Consider the following 16,177-nt stretch of genomic DNA (forward strand, 5'->3'; position numbering starts at 1 on the left):
TGGTGTTCGAATCCGTTTCCGCGGTCTCGGTGGTGGCGGGCGCCCCCGCCGACGGCGTCAGCTGGTTGTCACCGGGCGGCGGGTTCGGCGGCTCGCACCCGACCTACCAGGTGTATTCGCTGATCATCGCCACCTTCCTCGGCACGATGGGACTGCCGCACGTGCTGGTGCGGTTCTACACCAATCCCGACGGCCGGGCCGCGCGGGCGACCGCGCTCGCCGTCATCGGCTTGGTCGGCATGTTCTACCTGTTCCCGATCCTGCTCGGGGTGTTCGCCCGGCTCTACGTGCCGCAGTTGCTGATCACCGGAACGTCCGACGCCGCGGTGCTGCTGCTGCCCGGCTCGGTGCTCGGCGGGTTACCCGGCAAACTGCTGGCGGCGCTGGTCGCGGCGGGCGCGATCGCCGCGTTCCTGTCCACGTCCTCCGGGTTGCTGGTCAGCATCGCCGGCGTGCTCAGCACGGACATGCTGCGCGGCCGGATCAGGGACTTCCGTATGGCGGCGCTGGCGGCGGGCGTCGTCCCGCTGGCGCTTTCGCTCACCGTGGCCTCGCTGGACCTCTCGCGTACCGTCGCGCTGGCGTTCTCGGTGGCCGCCTCGACGCTGTGCCCGCTGCTGGTGCTCGGCATCTGGTGGCGCGGGCTCACCGCGAAGGGCGCGGGGGCGGGTTTGATCGTCGGCGGCCTCGTCGCGGGCGGGGCGACGGCGGTGTCCGTGCTCGGCGGGGCGTCCGAGGCGGTCGCCGACGGCTGGCTCGCGGCGATCCTCGGTTACCCGGCGGCGATCAGCGTGCCGCTCGCCTTCCTCACGATGGTGCTGGTGAGCACCGTGACGCGCGGTCAGGGCCCGCGCGCGGTGCGGCGGATCTTCGTGCGCATGCACGCCCCCGAACGGCTCGGCATGGGCGCCGATCGCGAGCGCGTGCTGCGCGCAGGCTGACGAGATCGCCGCCGGACCGCGACCGTTCGTCGCGCGGAGCCGACCGCTCACCGCACAGATCCCCACCTTCACAGAGTGACCTGCACCACAACGCATATCGGCGCTTCGATCGGTCTACCTTCACCGCAGTAATCCACGTCACAAGCTAGGACGCTCCGATGACCCGTACCGACCTCGACGGCACCAAGCCACCGCGCACGCCGAGCGCAGAGGACTTCGCGGCCGTACAGGCCAGCCCGCAATTCCAGGAGCTGCGAAACCGTCTGCGCCGTTTCGTGTTCCCCATGACGGCACTGTTCCTGACCTGGTACCTCGGCTACGTGCTGCTCGGCGCGTACGCGCACGACTTCATGGCGACCGAGGTCGTCGGCAACGTCAACGTCGGGCTGCTGCTCGGCCTCGGCCAATTCCTGTCCACCTTCGTGATCACCGCGTGCTACGTCCGCTTCGCCAACAAGGAACTCGATCCGCGCGCCGCGGCCATCCGCAACTACCTGGAGGGCGAGCGGGCATGACCACGCAATTCCTCGCGGCCGGAACGGTCGGCAATCCCGTCGCGAACATCGCCATCTTCGGCCTGTTCGTCGCCGTCACGATGGTGGTGGTGATCAGGGCCAGCCGCAACAACGCCAGCGCCGCGGACTACTTCACCGGCGGCCGCGGCTTCTCCGGCCCGCAGAACGGCATCGCCATCGCGGGCGACTACCTCTCGGCGGCCAGCTTTCTCGGCATCGCGGGCGCCATCGCGGTGTACGGCTACGACGGCTTCCTCTACTCCATCGGCTTCCTGGTGGCCTGGCTGGTCGCGCTGCTGATGGTCGCCGAAATGCTCAGGAACACCGGCAAATTCACCATGGCCGACGTGCTGAGCTTCCGGCTGCGGGAACGCCCCGTGCGCACCGCCGCGGCGCTGTCCACGCTCACCGTCTCGCTGTTCTACCTGCTGGCGCAGATGGCGGGCGCGGGCGGCCTGGTCGCGCTGCTGCTCGACATCGAGGACCGGGCCGGGCAGTCGGTGGTGATCGCGGTGGTCGGCGTGCTGATGATCGTCTACGTGCTGGTCGGCGGCATGAAGGGCACCACGTGGGTGCAGATCATCAAGGCGGTGCTGCTCATCACCGGCGCCGCGCTGATGACGGTGATGGTGCTGGCCAAGTTCGGGTTCAACTTCTCCGACATTCTCGGCTCGGCGCAGCAGATGGTCTCCGACTCCACCAACAAGGCCGTCGCCTCGCGTGACGTGCTCGCCCCCGGCGCGCAGTACGGCGCGACCGAGACCTCGAAGCTGAACTTCGTCTCCCTCGGCCTGGCGCTGGTGCTCGGCACCGCGGGTCTGCCGCACGTGCTGATGCGCTTCTACACCGTGCCGACCGCCAAAGAAGCTCGCCGCTCGGTGGTCTGGGCGATCGCCCTGATCGGCGCGTTCTACCTGTTCACGCTGGTGCTCGGCTACGGAGCGGCCGCCATCGTCGGCCCGGATCGCATCCTCGCCTCGGCGGGCGGCCAGAATTCGGCGGCGCCGCTGCTGGCCTTCGAACTCGGCGGTGTGCTGCTGCTCGGCATCATCTCCGCGGTCGCGTTCGCCACCATCCTCGCGGTGGTCGCCGGCCTCACCATCACCGCGGCGGCCTCGTTCGCGCACGACATCTACGGCAGCGTGCTGAAGCACGGCAACGCGGACGAGGCGGCGCAGGTGCGGGTTTCGCGGATCACCGCGGTGGTGATCGGCGCGCTCGCCATCGGCCTCGGCATCCTGGCCAACGGGCAGAACATCGCGTTCCTGGTCGCGCTGGCCTTCGCGGTCGCGGCGGCGGCGAACCTGCCGACCATCGTGTACTCGCTGTTCTGGCGGCGCTTCAACACCACCGGCGCGCTGTGGAGCATGTACGGCGGCCTGATCTCCACCATCGTGCTCATCGTGTTCTCGCCCGCGGTGTCGGGCAGCAAGAGCGCGATGCTCCCCGGCTCGGACTTCGACCTGTTCCCGCTGTCGAATCCCGGAATCGTCTCCATCCCCTTGGCTTTCGCGCTCGGCGTGATCGGCACCTTCGTCGGCGGCCGCACACCCGAGAACCCGGCCAAGGCCGCCGAGATGGAGGTTCGCTCGCTCACCGGAGTGGGCGCGGAGAAGGCGGTCGTGCACTGACCTTCCCGGTCCCGGCGCGCGCCGGGGCCACCGCAGGACTCGCCGCAACGGCGCGGCGCCCGTCGGGTCCCGGCACACGCCGGGGCCCGACCCCTGTTCCCGTTGCCGCTGAGGCTCTTTCGATTGGAGATGTGACTTGACCAGCGCCACGACCGGACCCGACACCACGGTCCCCGTGACCTACCCGCCCAGCTCGGAATTCGCCGCCGCCGCGAATGCCGATGCGGCGCTCTACGATCGGGCCGCCGCCGACCGGCTCGCCTTCTGGGCCGAGCAGGCCGAGCGGCTGCACTGGCACCAGAAGTGGAACCAGGTGCTGGACTGGAGCGACGCGCCCGTCGCCAAGTGGTTCGTCGAGGGCAAGCTCAACGTCACCTACAACTGCGTGGACCGCCACGTCCTCGACGGGCACGGCGACCAGGTCGCCATCCACTGGGAAGGCGAACCCGGCGACTCGCGCGACATCACCTACGCCGAACTGCTCGCGGACGTCTGCCGCGCGGCCAACTATCTCACCGAACTCGGTCTGCGCGCGGGTGACCGGGTGGCGATCTACATGCCGATGGTGCCCGAGGCCATCGTCTCCATGCTCGCCTGCGCGCGGCTCGGACTCACCCACTCGGTGGTGTTCGCGGGCTTCTCCCCCACCGCCTTGCGCCAGCGCGTGGACGACGCGGAGGCGCGATTGGTGATCACGACCGACGGTCAGTGGCGGCGCGGCGCCGCTGCCCCGCTCAAGGCCGCCGTCGATGAGGCGCTCGGCGACGGAAATTCCAGCGCGGAGCACGTTCTTGTGGTGCGGCGAACGGGAATCGACACGCCGTGGACCGAAGGTCGTGACCTGTGGTGGCACGAGACCGTCGAGGCCGCTTCCCCCGAGCACGAGGCGCAGCCCTTCGACGCCGAGCACCCCCTGTTCATCCTCTACACCTCCGGCACCACCGGAAAACCCAAAGGCATCCTGCACACCTCCGGCGGCTACCTCACCCAAGCCTCCTACACCCACCACAACGTCTTCGACCACAAACCCGGACAAGACGTCTACTGGTGCACCGCCGACATCGGCTGGGTCACCGGCCACAGCTACATCGTCTACGGACCCCTGTCCAACCGCACCACCCAGGTCGTCTACGAAGGCACCCCCAACTCGCCCACCGAACACCGGCACTTCGAGATCATCGAAAAGTGCGGCGTCACCATCTATTACACCGCGCCCACACTCGTGCGTACCTTCATGAAATGGGGCCGGGAGATCCCGGACGCGCACGATCTGTCGTCGCTGCGGCTGCTCGGCAGCGTCGGCGAGCCGATCAATCCCGAGGCGTGGCGGTGGTATCGCGAGGTCATCGGCGGCAACCGGACGCCCCTCGTGGACACCTGGTGGCAGACCGAGACCGGCGCGATCATGATCTCCCCGCTGCCCGGCGTGACGGCGGCCACACCGGGCGCCGCCATGGCACCGCTGCCCGGCGTCTCGGCGGCAGTCGTCGACGACGACGGCGCCGTCCTCGAACACGGCGTCTCCGGGCTGCTGGTGCTCGACCAGCCGTGGCCGTCGATGCTGCGCGGCATCTGGGGCGATATGGAACGCTTCCGCGAAACCTATTGGGCGCGTTTCGCCGCCGACGGGTGGTACTTCGCCGGTGACGGCGCGAAGGTAGACGAGGACGGAGCGCTCTGGGTGCTCGGCCGGGTCGACGACGTCATGAACGTCTCCGGCCACCGCATCTCCACCGCCGAAGTCGAATCCGCCCTCGTCGGACACTCCGGCGTCGCCGAAGCCGCCGTCGTCGGCGCCAGCGACACCACCACCGGCCAAGGCATCGTCGCCTTCGTCATCCTCACCGCCGAAACCGAGGACACAGGCGAAGCCCTCATCGATGAACTGAAGGCCGAAGTCGCCCGCGAAATCAGCCCCATCGCCAAACCACGCGAAATCCACGTCGTCCCCGAACTCCCCAAAACCCGCAGCGGCAAAATCATGCGCCGCCTGCTCCGCGACGTCGCCGAAGGCCGCGAACTCGGCGACACCTCCACCCTCGTCGACCCCAAGGTCTTCGAGGCCATCGCGCGCGGCTGAACCCGGCGCTGGGCGGCGTACCCGATCACATGAGGGGGTTCGGGTCCGCCGCCCGCCGAATTCGGGTTCGGCGCTGCCCCGACGCTTTTGCGGTATGCACATACCAAATACATGGTATTTTGATATCATCAAAGCGGACGAAGGGGAGGTCATGGGCAAGGTCGGAGGGTTCAGGAACGACGAGGCGCGCGAGAACTACCTGCGCGCGTACGACGCGATAGAGGCGCTGTGGCCCCTCCCCGCGACGCAGGTCGATATCCCGACGTCGTTCGGGCCAACGCACGTGCGCCGGTCCGGTTCCGGGGCAGGGACGCCGATCGTGCTGTTGCACCAGTTCGGCGGCAACGGATTGGTGTGGCACAGCGTCGTCGAGGATCTCGCCGGAGACCGCGTCGTGTACGCACCGGACACGATCGGGACCGCGGGACGCAGCGTGCAGACCGCGCCGTTGACAGGCGAGGCCGACTTCGCGGCCTGGTTCGAGGAGGTGCTGAACGGGCTCGGCCTCGATCGCGTCCATCTGGTCGGTTATTCGCACGGCGCGTGGCATGCCGTGCTGGCCGCGTTGCACGCCTCCGGGCGGCTGGCCAGCTCGACGCTCATCGAGCCGGGCGGTGTATTCACCAAACCGAAGCTGGGCGTGCTGGTGAAGATGATCTGGTTCGGGATGCGCGGCAAGTCCGACGAGAACATGCGCAAGACGATGGCGTGGCTGTCGCCGGGCGCTGTCGTCGGCGACCTCGAATTCGCCTGCGGCAAAGCCGCATTACACGGCTACCGCATGCGCATCGGCTGGGCGCGGGTGCTGAAGGACGCCGAGTTGCGATCCCTCACCGTGCCCACGCTGGTGATCTTCGGTGGCGACACGCTGGTCGCCGACACCGAACTGGCCGCCGAGCGCATCGCGGCCAACGTCCCGCGTGGCACGACCGAGATCTATCCCGGAACGGCGCACGGCATCCTGTACCAGATCCCCGGCCGGATCAGCCAGCGCATCAGGACCTTCGTGCAGCAGCACGACCGATCGGAGGTCCGATAGCGCCGCGCCCCGCACCGTTCGCGCCCCAGCGATTGAACCATCTGCCCGGTCGATGACGTGATCAGTGCGCAACGATGTCGGGCGGCTCGAAGCCCGGCATCGCTGCGACACCACCGAATTCGCCGCCGTCGACCGGAAGCGCGCAGCCCGCGGGGACTTGCCCGCATCCGCTTCGTCGGCCGACTGCGGCATCGTCCGAACGGAGCGCCACATGGCCAACGACGACCCGACACTAGACCGCCGCACCGTGATGGCGGGCGCCGGAGCACTGGCCGCGGCCGCCACCGCACTCGCGGCGTGCGGCGCCCGAGGCGAGAACGAATCCGCGGCGGCGCCCGCTCCCACGCCCGCCGCGCAATCCGGCGGGACGACCGTTCTCGCCAAGACCGCCGACGTGCCGGTGGGCGGCGGCGTGATCGCCGGGGACACGGTGGTCACCCAGCCGAGCGCGGGCGTCTTCGTCGGCCTGGACAGCACCTGCACGCACGCGGGCTGCCGGATCGCCGAGGTCGCGGGCGGCACCGTCAACTGCCGCTGCCACGGCAGCAAGTTCGGTCTCGACGGTTCCGTCGTCGCCGGGCCTGCCCAACGCCCGCTCACATCCAGAACGGTTCGCGTGGAGGGTGATTCGGTCGTCGCCGGATGATCTCAGGCGTCGCCGAACATCTCCGCCATCCGCCGGTCCATCTCCTCAGGCGAGATGTCCTCCACGTGGGTGGCCACCGTCCAGCGGTGTCCCCACGGGTCTTCGAACGCACCGCTGCGGTCGCCGTAGAACTGGGTGGTCATCGGGGTGAGTTCCTTGGCTCCGCCCGCGAGTGCGGCCGTGAAGGCCGCGTCGGCGTCCTCGACGTAGACGTAGATGTTGACGGGCGTGCCGCCGACCGTCTTGGGATCGAGGAAGTCCATGTCCGGCGCCGGATCGCCGAGCATGATGACCGAATCGCCGAGCGTCAGCTCGCAGTGCGCGATCTTGCCGTCGGGGCGCGGCATGCGCATCCGCTCCGTGGCGCCGAACACCTGCTTGTAGAAATCGATCGCGGCCGCGGCGCCGTCGATCGCCAGGCCGGGCGACACCGCCGGATATCCGTCTGGGATAGGTTTCACATCGGACATGGGAGACCTCCGGTCGAGGCTTTTCGTCGGACAGGGCGAGCCTATTCCCGCAAAGCCCCCGAAATCGCCCGATCGGCCGAAAGATCTTGGGTCACGGCCCGGCGACGCCGCGCAGCCTGGCCACCTGATCCGCCGTCAGATCGGTCAGCGCGGCGGGCTCGACGGATTCCGGCGCGGTAATGGTGACCTGTGCCAATACCGGACCGACCTGAACGATCGAGACGAGCGAGACCAAGGTGAACCCCGCACTGGCGGTGCGCAGTTGGAACGCCGTCGAGGCGTCGCCGACGGGTGGTTGATCCAGCGCGCCGAGCCGGTATTCGATCGCCGTTCCGTCCGCGTCGTTGCCGGAATATTCGGTGCATTCGCGCAATGTCTGCTGCACCGCGGAAAAGGCCGTCGGCAATTTCTCCGGCGAATAACTCGCGGCATCGATATCGATGCTGGAGAAGTTCGGACCGTTGTAGGCGACGGTATTCCACGTCAACGGTTCGGTGCCTTGCTCGGCCAGCGGCAGCAGCACGCGCGCGCACTGGGCGGGCCGCGTCTCGGCGGTCGGTCCGGCCTGCTCCGGCTGCCCCGGGCCGCGGGTGTCGAACACCGGCGTCATGCCGGGCAGATCGGCGGGACCGAGCAGGCGCCTGGCCAGCTCCTCCGGATCGGTTGTCGGCGAACCGGTCACCGGCGCGGCGGCCACGGCGGGACCGAGCGGTGCCAACGCGGGAAGGGACGGCTGCTCCTCTTCCGCATCGCAGCCCGCGACGACGGCCACGCTCGCCACCGCCGACAGCAGCAGCGCGCGTCTCACTCCGCCCACGAGACCTGCGTCGTGATGGTCTGCTGCAACATGCTCGCGCTGCGCGGATCCCGGTAGGCCTGATGCCCGCCGACGGTGATGGACCCGGCCACCGGCAACGGCAGACCGAGGTCGACAGTGATGGTCCCGGTGCCTTGCATCACATAGTCCTCGATGTCGAGGGTGCCCGCGTTGTTCGGTAGCGACCATTGCGCGGATTTCGGGGTCTGCGTCACGTTCAGCTGGATGGTGAGCCGGTCGCCGTCGCGCTCGGTCAGCGTCGCGGTGGTGACCTGGTCGAGCGTCACGCCGCCGGTTACCTCCTGGTGCACGGTCCACACCGCGCCCTCGCCGATCGGTTCGTCGGGGAACATGATCGAGCGGTACACGGCCTGGTAGAACGCTTGCTCCAGCGCGGCCCGAGCGGCGTTGGAGGTGTCCGGCGACGGCGCGAGCCGCAGCGCGGTGATGGCGCCGTCGTCGCTGAAGTCGAGGCCCGCGTGCGAGCCGTCGGCGGCGGTGAGTGCCTTGCTCAGCAGCGGGTCGGGGGTGGACACCGCGCCGATGACGAGGTCGACTCCCTCGGCGCTGGTCTCGGCGGTCATCGGAATGGTCAGCGCGGGCGTCGAGAAGTCGCGCTTGGGCTGGTCGTTGATCTGCTGTTCGATGCGGTGATCGGTGCGCAGGGTCACCCGCTGATCGGTACCGACGACGAAATGCGGCCGCAGCACTTCGCGCGGCTCGGCGCCGGGCTCGAGGAGCGTGGCGGCCGAGGCCGTGATGGGCACGGTCACTTCCTTGCCGATGCCGAGCGGCTCGGTGCCCTCGCCGGCAGCGGGCGCCTCGGCGTCGTCGCTGCACCCGACACCGAAGGCGGAAAGCCCCACCGCGAGCACGACGAGCAACACGCTCGAGCGCGCGAACCGGGGCAGGTGAGAAGAAGACAACACCGTCACGAGCAACAGGGTACGACCGCTTCCTGAGTGTCAGCTGGGACATTCGCCTCGCGTGCCGCCGGGCGCGTTTCGAACACGCCGCGAGGAGGCGCGGCGCGGCGCGCCAGGCGCTCGAGAGATGATGATCGGCGTGAGTGACGACCGGCCGCCCGAGGACAACACCGCCGACCCGGCGCAGCAGACGACCCAGCCGCTACGGCTGCGGACCCTGCTGATCATCGCCGCAGTGCTGTTCTGCCTCGACCTGCTCACCAAGACGATCGCGGTCGCCACCCTCGAGCCGGGCGATCCGGTGTACCTGGTCGGCGACTTCGCCCGCTTCACCCTGGTGCGCAATCCGGGCGCGGCCTTCTCCATGGCCACCGGCATGACCTGGCTGCTGACGCTGGTCGCGGCGGCCGTGGTGATCGGCGTCATCCGCATCGGCCGCACGCTGCGCTCGCTGTGGTGGGCGATCGGCCTCGGCATGGTGCTCGGCGGCGCGCTCGGCAACCTGATCGACCGGCTGTTCCGCGCGCCGGGACCGTTGCAGGGGCACGTCGTCGACTTCGTCGCGATCGGCTGGTGGCCGGTGTTCAACGTGGCGGACTCGGCGATCGTCTGCGGCGCGATCCTGCTCGTGGTGCTGACGGTCTTCGGCTTCGAGCCCGACGGCACCCGGACCGGGCGCGGCGCGGCGGACGAGGAGCGGGCCGCGACGGCGCAGGCCGATCCGCCCGCCGGGACCGAACCGAAGAACGACAAGCCGAAGAAGGACACGCCGGGCGGCGCCGAAGAGGAGAACGCGGCATGAGAGAGACCAGGACCATGCCCGTACCCGACGGGCTCGACGGCATGCGGGTCGACGCGGGCCTGTCGCGACTGCTCGGACTCTCGCGCACCGCGGTGGCGGCGCTCACCGCCGAGGGCTCGGTGCAACTGGACGGCATTCCCGCGGGCAAGTCCGACCGGCTGGTCGGTGGCGCGTGGCTGGAGGTCGAATTCCCCGAGCCCAAGCGCGAACTCACCATCGAGGCCGAGCCGGTGGAGGGCATGAAGATCCTCTACGCCGACGACGACATCGTCGCGGTGGACAAGCCGGTCGGCGTCGCCGCGCACACCGGCGTCGGCTGGACCGGCCCGACCGTGGTCGGCGGACTGGCCGCCGCGGGGTACCGGATCTCGACCTCCGGCGCGCACGAACGCCAGGGCATCGTGCACCGGCTCGACGTCGGAACGTCCGGGGTGATGGTGGTCGCCCAGTCCGAGCACGCGTACACCGTGCTCAAGCGGGCCTTCAAGCAGCGCACCGTCGACAAGCGCTATCACGCGCTGGTGCAGGGACATCCGGATCCGAGCAGCGGCACCATCGACGCCCCGATCGGCCGCGCCCGCGGCAACGACTGGAAGTTCGCGGTCACCGCCGACGGACGGCCCAGTGTCACCCACTACGACACCGTCGAGGCGTTCCAGGCCGCCAGTCTGCTAGACATCCACCTGGAAACCGGCCGCACCCACCAGATTCGCGTGCACTTCTCGGCGATCCGGCATCCCTGCTGCGGTGACCTCACCTACGGCGCCGACCCGCGCCTCGCCGAACGCCTCGGCCTGGCGCGGCAGTGGCTGCACGCCCGCTCCCTCGGCTTCGCCCATCCCGCCGATGGACGCTGGGTGGAGATCACCAGCGAGTACCCGGACGATCTGAAGAACGCGCTGGACGTCCTGCGCAATGCCTGATCGGCCCGAGTCCGGTGCGGAACGTCGCGAGGGCGACGCCGCCGACGACGGACCCGAGAACTTCGCTGCCGGGGAACACCCAGAGCGAGACACGGCCCGCGGCGGCGATGCCGACGACGGGCGACCGGAAAACCCCGGCCCGGAGAAGCATCCGGGACGCGCGGCACCAGGTCACGCGCACGACGACGTGGAGGACGGCGGACGCGGCCGGCGAGCGCGGATCGCCCGCGCGGTGCTGGCTGGTGTGCTGGCGGCCGGTGTCCTCGCATTCCTGGCCGTGCTCGGCGCACTGAACCCGCCGCGCGAACTCGGGGTCGGCACCGATCGGCTCGGTCCGGATCACGCCGAGCCCGTCGCCGAGTACCTTGTCCGAGCCCGTGATTCGCTCTCCGGCGCCGACGCGGATCAGCACTGGGCGCTGGTGTCGTTCACCGAACCGGTGACTCCCCAGTCGATTCCCGCGCACAGCGGCGGGCTGCGCATCGGGCAGGTGCTGCACCGCGTTCCGATTCCCGGCGTGCAGACGCCGCTCGTCGCGGTGCCGGTGCCCGCGGGCGACGCGGTGGCGGTGGCCTCGGCCGACGCGGCCGCGTGGCAGATACAGGACCAGCTGGAGTCCACCGTCACGAGCGACGAGCGCTACACCCGGATCATGACGGTCGCCATGTCCCGCCTGCGGGAGGGCTGCGCCTGCACCGTCGGCCTGGTCGTCCGCGGCACCCTGCCGGAACTCCGCAACCTGGCCTCGGTCGACGGCATCCGCGCGGTCGAAGCCTTACCCGCCGACGCCGTGGCGGGCCACTTCGCGGTGAGCCCGCTGCTGCCGGAGCACACCGAGACCGTTGCCCCCGGGGCGGACGACGCCCCTGTCCCCGGCAACTGACCGGCAGTCGTCAGCCCGCGCATGGCCGGAGCGAAGGCGGAGGTACGCCCCCGCGGCACGTCCGGTCAGTCGGGCAGGGTCACCACGCCGTCGAGATAGCGGCGGCAGCGCCCGAGCAGCAGGACACGATCGTCGACCAGCGCGCAGCGCAGGGAGCCGCCGCGGCGCGACAGCTGACGGGCCAGCAGCTCGGTGCGACCCAGCTCGGCGGCCCACAGCGGAACCAATTGGGCGTGCGCCGATCCGGTGACCGGGTCCTCCGGCACGCCGATGCCGGGGGCGAAAACCCGTGAGACGAAATCGACTTCCGCGCCGCGGGCCGTGAGGACGGCCGCCCTGGGCAGCGGCGGAAAGGCGCTCAGCAGCGGACGGGCGCGGCGGACTTCGTCTTCGGAAGCCACCACGACGACCTCGTCGGTGCCGGAGAAGGCGCGCACCGGCGCCACCCCGAGCGCCGCCACCAGCGCCGGGTCCGGCTCGACCTCGACGGAGGCCACCGTCGGCAGGTCGAGCACGTACTCGTCGTCGTCGGTGCGATCCACGTGCAGCCAACCGCTCCTGGTGAAGAAGCTCACCCGGTCGGCGCCGGGATGCATGTCCTCGAGGACCTGGGCCGCGGCGGCGAGGGTGGCGTGCCCGCACAGGTCGACCTCCGCCGCGGGGGTGAACCAGCGCAGGTGGAATGCCGGATGATCCCCGGGCGGCCCGACCGCCTCCGGGGGTAATTGCGAGGTGTAGAAGGCGGTTTCGGCGAGGTTGTTCTCCTCGGCCAGGTTTTGCAGCAGCTCGTCCGGCAACCACGACGTCAGCGGCATCACGGCCGCCGGATTACCCGAGAACGGTGCGTCGGCGAACGCGTCGATCTGGTGCAGCAGTACCTCCATAATCGGAGAAGGTACTCCAACCCCGAATGATCGCTTCGCACAAGGCATCTCGGATCACCGCCGGGCAGGTGACGCGGGTCACGCGCTGCCGCCGGGCGAAGCGGGGATGAGCCTGCGCTGCTCGCCGTGCAGTGCGGCGCTGATCCACCAGATCGCCTCGACCAGCACGATGCCGACCGCGCCGCAGACGAACGCCGCCGTGGTCAGCGCCTCGTTGGACGGGTCGAGCTTGAAGAACTCACGGGTGAACGGCACGGTGAACAGCACGACGTAGGCCGCCATGGACGCCACGATCAACACCACCTTCCACCACACGTACGGCCGGGCCACGATGGCCAGCACCCACATCGCGATCATGATCAGAGTGATGAGCGCGGTAGTGCCCGCCTGCTCCTTCTGCGTCTCGGTGGCATCCGGCCCCGCGTAGGCGATCAGGTACGCCACGAAGGTCGCGACGCCGATCACCACGCCGGACGGAATCGCCAGACGCATGACGCGCGAGACGAATCCGGTGCGGGCGCGTTCGTTGTTGGGGGCCAGCGACAGGATGAACGCCGGAATGCCGATGGTGAACCAGGCGGCGATGGTGACGTGGCGTGGCAGGAACGGATAGCCGATCGGCTCGTAGTCGAAGATCTGCGAACCGATACCGGCCACGCCGACCAGGAACGCCAGCAGCACCGAGTACACGGTCTTGGTGAGGAACAGATTCGAGACGCGCTCGATGTTGCCGATCACCCGGCGGCCCTCGCCGACGACGTACGGCAGCGTCGCGAATTTGTTGTCCAGCAAGACGATCTGCGCCACCGCCCTGGTCGCCGGGCTGCCCGCGCCCATGGCCACGCCGATATCGGAATCCTTCAGCGCCAGCACGTCGTTCACGCCGTCGCCGGTCATCGCGACGGTGTGCCCGCGCGACTGGAGCGCGCCGACCATGGCGCGCTTCTGATCCGGACGGACCCGGCCGAAGGTGGTCTCGTGCTCGAGCACGTCGGCGAGTTGCTCAGGGTCCTCGGGCAATAGGCGCGCGTCGACGGCGTGCTCGCCGCCGGGCAGGTCGAGCGAGGAGGCCACCGCGCCCACCGAGACGGCGTTGTCGCCGGAGATCACCTTGATCGAAACGTCCTGGTCGGCAAAGTAATCGAGCGTCGCCCGCGCGTCGGGGCGGATCTTCTGCTCCAGCACCACCAGCGCGGCGGGCCGCACTGTTCCCGGCGCGTCGGGCGCGTCCACCGGGCGGTCGCTCTGCGCGAGCAGCAGGACGCGCAGGCCGGAGGAGCCGAGTTCTTCGGCCATGCGCGCATCCTCGGACTCCGGGTCGAGCAGCACGTCCGGCGCGCCGAGCAGCCAGTCGCCGTGCTCGCCGTAGGAGAAGCCGCTCCACTTCTTGGCCGAGGAGAACGGCGCGACCGCGGTGTGCTGCCACTCGGGCCGGTCCGTCAGCTCTTCGGCGATGGCCTGCACGCTGGCATTGGGGCGCGGGTCGTCGCCCGCCATCGCCGCCAGTGCCCGGCGGACCGCGCCGTCGTCGAAGCCGTCCAGGATCTTGATGTCCGACAGCCGCATACCGTTCTCGGTCAGGGTGCCCGTCTTGTCCGCGCACACCACGTCGACGCGGGCCAGGCCCTCGATCGCGGGCAACTCCTGGACCAGGCACTGGCGGCGGCCGAGCCGCACCACACCCACCGCGAACGCGATGGAGGTCATCAGCACCAGCCCCTCGGGCACCATCGGCACCAGCGCGGCCACCATGCCCGTCACCGCGGGCCGCCAGCTCTCGCCGCTGGAGAACAGCTGGTTGTAGATGCTGAGCAGACCGGCGGGGATCAGCAGGTAGGTGATGAATTTCAGGATCTTGTCGATGCCGCTGCGCAGCTCGGAGTGCACCAGGGTGAATTTGCTGGCCTCCTCGGCCAGCTTCGCGGCGTAGGCGTCGCGGCCCACCTTGGTGGCCCGGTACGCACCGGAGCCGGACACCACGTAACTACCCGACATCACCTCCGCGCCGACGGCCTTGTCGATCGGGTCGGCCTCGCCGGTGAGCAGCGACTCGTCGATCTCCAGCAGGGCGGACTCCTCGACGACGCCGTCCACCACGATCTGGTCGCCCGGACCGAGCTCGATGAGGTCGTCGAGCACCACGTCCTTCGGCGCCACCTCCTGCGCGACGCCGTCGCGGCGCACCGTCGGCCTGGCCTGGCTGACGATGGCCAGCTGGTCCAGCGTCCGTTTGGCCCGGATCTCCTGGATGATGCCGACCGCGCTGTTGGCCACGATCAGCAGACCGAACATGCCGTCGATGATCGAACCGGTCGAAAGCACCAGGACGAACAGCACACCGAGGATCGCGTTGATCCTGGTGAAGACATTGGCGCGAACGATCTCGCGGACCGAGCGGCTGGCCCGGTCCGGCACGTCGTTGGTGAGCCCGTCGCGGCGACGTTGCTCGACCTCCGCCGCGGTGAGTCCGGTCGCGCCCGATGCCTGAACGGTTATCGACATGACCGCCAGCCTAATAGGGCGCTGCTGGGCGCAGTCCGTCCGCAAACCGCGGATGGCCGAAGCGAAGACGGAGGTTCGCCGGGCATTCATCCCATGAACAGCGGCCGCCCATTAGCCTGGCACGGGTGCGGCGAAACAGATCCATCCCCGGTGTTGCCTTCGGCACCAGTGCCTATCTGATCTGGGGGTTGTTTCCCGCGTTCTTCGGTCTGCTCGCCTTCGCCAGTGCGGTGGAGGTGCTCGCGCAGCGGATCCTGTGGACGCTGGCGGTGGTGCTCCTCGTGCTGGTGGTTACCGGACGCTTGCGCGAGATGGCCGGCATCGGCGCGCGGACCTGGCGGTTGGCCGCGCTGGCCTCGGTGGCGATCTCGATCAACTGGGGCGTCTACGTCTACGGCGTCACCTCGGGGCACGTGGTGGAGTGCGCGCTCGGGTACTTCGTCAACCCGCTGGTGACCGTCGGATTCGGCGTGGTCATCTTCCGCGAGCGTCTGCGGCCCGCGCAGTGGGCGGCGCTGGGGCTCGGCGCGGCCGCGGTCGCGGTGCTCACCGTCGACTACGGCAGGCCGCCGGTGATCGCGCTCGCGCTGGCCTGCTCGTTCGCGCTGTACGGACTGGTGAAGAAGGTCATCCCGCTCGACGCGCTGCGCGGCATCGCCGCCGAGGGCATCGTCGCCGCGCCGTTCGCGCTCGCCTTCGTCGTGGTGCTGCTCGCCACCGGTCGCAGCGCGTTCACCTCCGGCGCGGCACACGCCGGGCTGCTGATGTCGACCGGACCGGTCACGATGGTGCCGCTGCTGCTGTTCGCCGTTGCGGCGCAGCGGGTTCCGCTGTCCACCATGGGTCTGCTGCAATACCTCACCCCCGCGCTCCAGATGGCGTGGGGTGTCGCCGTGGTGCACGAGCCGATGCCCGCGTCCCGCTGGGCCGGCTTCGGGCTCATCTGGGCGGCGCTGGCGATCTTCACCACCGACGCCCTGCTGCGCGCCAGGCACGGTCGGCGCACCCGGACTCCGATCACGCCCAGTGACGTCTCCGCCCCCTGAGCACGTCTGCACCGCTGGGTCTTTCGTCGCGAATCGGCGTACGTCGCGACGGCTCCAGCTCCGTGTTCATAG

15 protein-coding genes are annotated in these 16,177 nt (G+C 69.7%); 10 read left to right on the forward strand and 5 right to left on the reverse strand.

Annotated features, from left to right (window positions below; translation table 11 throughout):
* The 6 genes from AC3EO7_RS18495 to AC3EO7_RS18520 all read left to right on the forward strand — a co-directional run.
* A partial coding sequence (locus AC3EO7_RS18495; protein WP_435591891.1) for a sodium:solute symporter family transporter occupies nt 1-941 on the forward strand: 941 nt, incomplete at its 5' end.
* Between the two features lie 158 nt (nt 942-1,099).
* Complete coding sequence (locus AC3EO7_RS18500; RefSeq protein ID WP_435591892.1) at nt 1,100-1,456, forward strand: DUF485 domain-containing protein; 357 nt, start codon at nt 1,100-1,102, stop codon at nt 1,454-1,456.
* The gene (locus AC3EO7_RS18505) at nt 1,453-3,087 is read left to right on the forward strand and encodes a solute symporter family protein (protein WP_435591893.1); all 1,635 of its coding nucleotides are present in this window, start codon (nt 1,453-1,455) and stop codon (nt 3,085-3,087) included. The genes AC3EO7_RS18500 and AC3EO7_RS18505 overlap by 4 nt, the downstream gene beginning before the upstream one ends.
* 136 nt (nt 3,088-3,223) lie before the next feature.
* Entirely contained in the window at nt 3,224-5,167 is a 1,944-nt protein-coding gene (gene acs, locus AC3EO7_RS18510; protein WP_435591894.1) for an acetate--CoA ligase, read from the forward strand.
* 151 nt (nt 5,168-5,318) lie between these two features.
* Nucleotides 5,319-6,206, forward strand: coding sequence for an alpha/beta fold hydrolase (locus AC3EO7_RS18515; protein ID WP_431972202.1), 888 nt, complete (start codon nt 5,319-5,321; stop codon nt 6,204-6,206).
* 211 nt (nt 6,207-6,417) lie between these two features.
* Nucleotides 6,418-6,852, forward strand: a complete 435-nt coding sequence (locus tag AC3EO7_RS18520) for a Rieske (2Fe-2S) protein (protein WP_431972201.1) — start codon at nt 6,418-6,420, stop codon at nt 6,850-6,852.
* Between the two features lie 2 nt (nt 6,853-6,854).
* Here AC3EO7_RS18520 and AC3EO7_RS18525 read toward each other — a convergent pair whose 3' ends face one another.
* The 3 genes from AC3EO7_RS18525 to AC3EO7_RS18535 form a co-directional block, all read right to left on the reverse strand.
* Nucleotides 6,855-7,322: a VOC family protein gene (locus AC3EO7_RS18525; RefSeq protein WP_431972200.1), complete on the reverse strand. Its 468-nt coding sequence runs from the start codon at nt 7,320-7,322 to the stop codon at nt 6,855-6,857.
* Between the two features lie 91 nt (nt 7,323-7,413).
* Nucleotides 7,414-8,130, reverse strand: a complete 717-nt coding sequence (locus AC3EO7_RS18530) for a hypothetical protein (RefSeq protein ID WP_431972199.1) — start codon at nt 8,128-8,130, stop codon at nt 7,414-7,416.
* Nucleotides 8,127-9,068 (reverse strand): hypothetical protein, encoded by a 942-nt coding sequence (locus tag AC3EO7_RS18535; protein ID WP_431972234.1) that lies wholly within the window; start codon nt 9,066-9,068, stop codon nt 8,127-8,129. The genes AC3EO7_RS18530 and AC3EO7_RS18535 overlap by 4 nt, the downstream gene beginning before the upstream one ends.
* Nucleotides 9,069-9,192: 124 nt before the next feature.
* Between AC3EO7_RS18535 and lspA the strand changes: the two genes are divergently transcribed.
* Genes lspA through AC3EO7_RS18550 form a run of 3 tightly spaced genes read left to right on the forward strand, consistent with a single transcriptional unit; the run spans nt 9,193 to nt 11,673 of the window.
* Nucleotides 9,193-9,867, forward strand: a complete 675-nt coding sequence (lspA, locus tag AC3EO7_RS18540; protein ID WP_431972198.1) for a signal peptidase II — start codon at nt 9,193-9,195, stop codon at nt 9,865-9,867.
* The gene (locus tag AC3EO7_RS18545) at nt 9,864-10,790 is read left to right on the forward strand and encodes an RluA family pseudouridine synthase (RefSeq protein WP_431972197.1); all 927 of its coding nucleotides are present in this window, start codon (nt 9,864-9,866) and stop codon (nt 10,788-10,790) included. The genes lspA and AC3EO7_RS18545 overlap by 4 nt, the downstream gene beginning before the upstream one ends.
* Nucleotides 10,783-11,673, forward strand: coding sequence for a hypothetical protein (locus AC3EO7_RS18550; protein WP_435591895.1), 891 nt, complete (start codon nt 10,783-10,785; stop codon nt 11,671-11,673). The genes AC3EO7_RS18545 and AC3EO7_RS18550 overlap by 8 nt, the downstream gene beginning before the upstream one ends.
* A gap of 65 nt (nt 11,674-11,738) precedes the next feature.
* Here AC3EO7_RS18550 and AC3EO7_RS18555 read toward each other — a convergent pair whose 3' ends face one another.
* Nucleotides 11,739-12,557, reverse strand: a complete 819-nt coding sequence (locus AC3EO7_RS18555; RefSeq protein ID WP_431972194.1) for a PhzF family phenazine biosynthesis protein — start codon at nt 12,555-12,557, stop codon at nt 11,739-11,741.
* A 78-nt stretch (nt 12,558-12,635) separates the two neighbouring features.
* Nucleotides 12,636-15,059 carry a cation-translocating P-type ATPase gene (locus AC3EO7_RS18560; protein WP_435591896.1) on the reverse strand — a complete coding sequence of 808 codons (2,424 nt, stop codon included), beginning with the start codon at nt 15,057-15,059 and terminating at the stop codon, nt 12,636-12,638.
* A 125-nt stretch (nt 15,060-15,184) separates the two neighbouring features.
* On the opposite strand from AC3EO7_RS18560, the gene rarD reads away from it, so the two are divergent.
* Nucleotides 15,185-16,105, forward strand: a complete 921-nt coding sequence (rarD, locus tag AC3EO7_RS18565) for an EamA family transporter RarD (protein WP_435591897.1) — start codon at nt 15,185-15,187, stop codon at nt 16,103-16,105.
* Nucleotides 16,106-16,177: the final 72 nt, after the last annotated feature.

This window comes from Nocardia sp. bgisy118 (assembly GCF_057708605.1).

Bases quoted from the DNA above. Each gene is read 5' to 3' on its own strand.
- AC3EO7_RS18500 (WP_435591892.1), top strand. From the start codon at position 1,100: ATGACCCGTACCGACCTCGACGGCACCAAGCCACCGCGCACGCCGAGC.
- AC3EO7_RS18505 (WP_435591893.1), top strand. From the start codon at position 1,453: ATGACCACGCAATTCCTCGCGGCCGGAACGGTCGGCAATCCCGTCGCG.
- AC3EO7_RS18515 (WP_431972202.1), top strand. From the start codon at position 5,319: ATGGGCAAGGTCGGAGGGTTCAGGAACGACGAGGCGCGCGAGAACTAC.
- AC3EO7_RS18520 (WP_431972201.1), top strand. From the start codon at position 6,418: ATGGCCAACGACGACCCGACACTAGACCGCCGCACCGTGATGGCGGGC.
- AC3EO7_RS18525 (WP_431972200.1), bottom strand. From the start codon at position 7,322: ATGTCCGATGTGAAACCTATCCCAGACGGATATCCGGCGGTGTCGCCC.
- lspA (WP_431972198.1), top strand. From the start codon at position 9,193: ATGATGATCGGCGTGAGTGACGACCGGCCGCCCGAGGACAACACCGCC.
- AC3EO7_RS18545 (WP_431972197.1), top strand. From the start codon at position 9,864: ATGAGAGAGACCAGGACCATGCCCGTACCCGACGGGCTCGACGGCATG.
- AC3EO7_RS18550 (WP_435591895.1), top strand. From the start codon at position 10,783: ATGCCTGATCGGCCCGAGTCCGGTGCGGAACGTCGCGAGGGCGACGCC.
- AC3EO7_RS18555 (WP_431972194.1), bottom strand. From the start codon at position 12,557: ATGGAGGTACTGCTGCACCAGATCGACGCGTTCGCCGACGCACCGTTC.
- AC3EO7_RS18560 (WP_435591896.1), bottom strand. From the start codon at position 15,059: ATGTCGATAACCGTTCAGGCATCGGGCGCGACCGGACTCACCGCGGCG.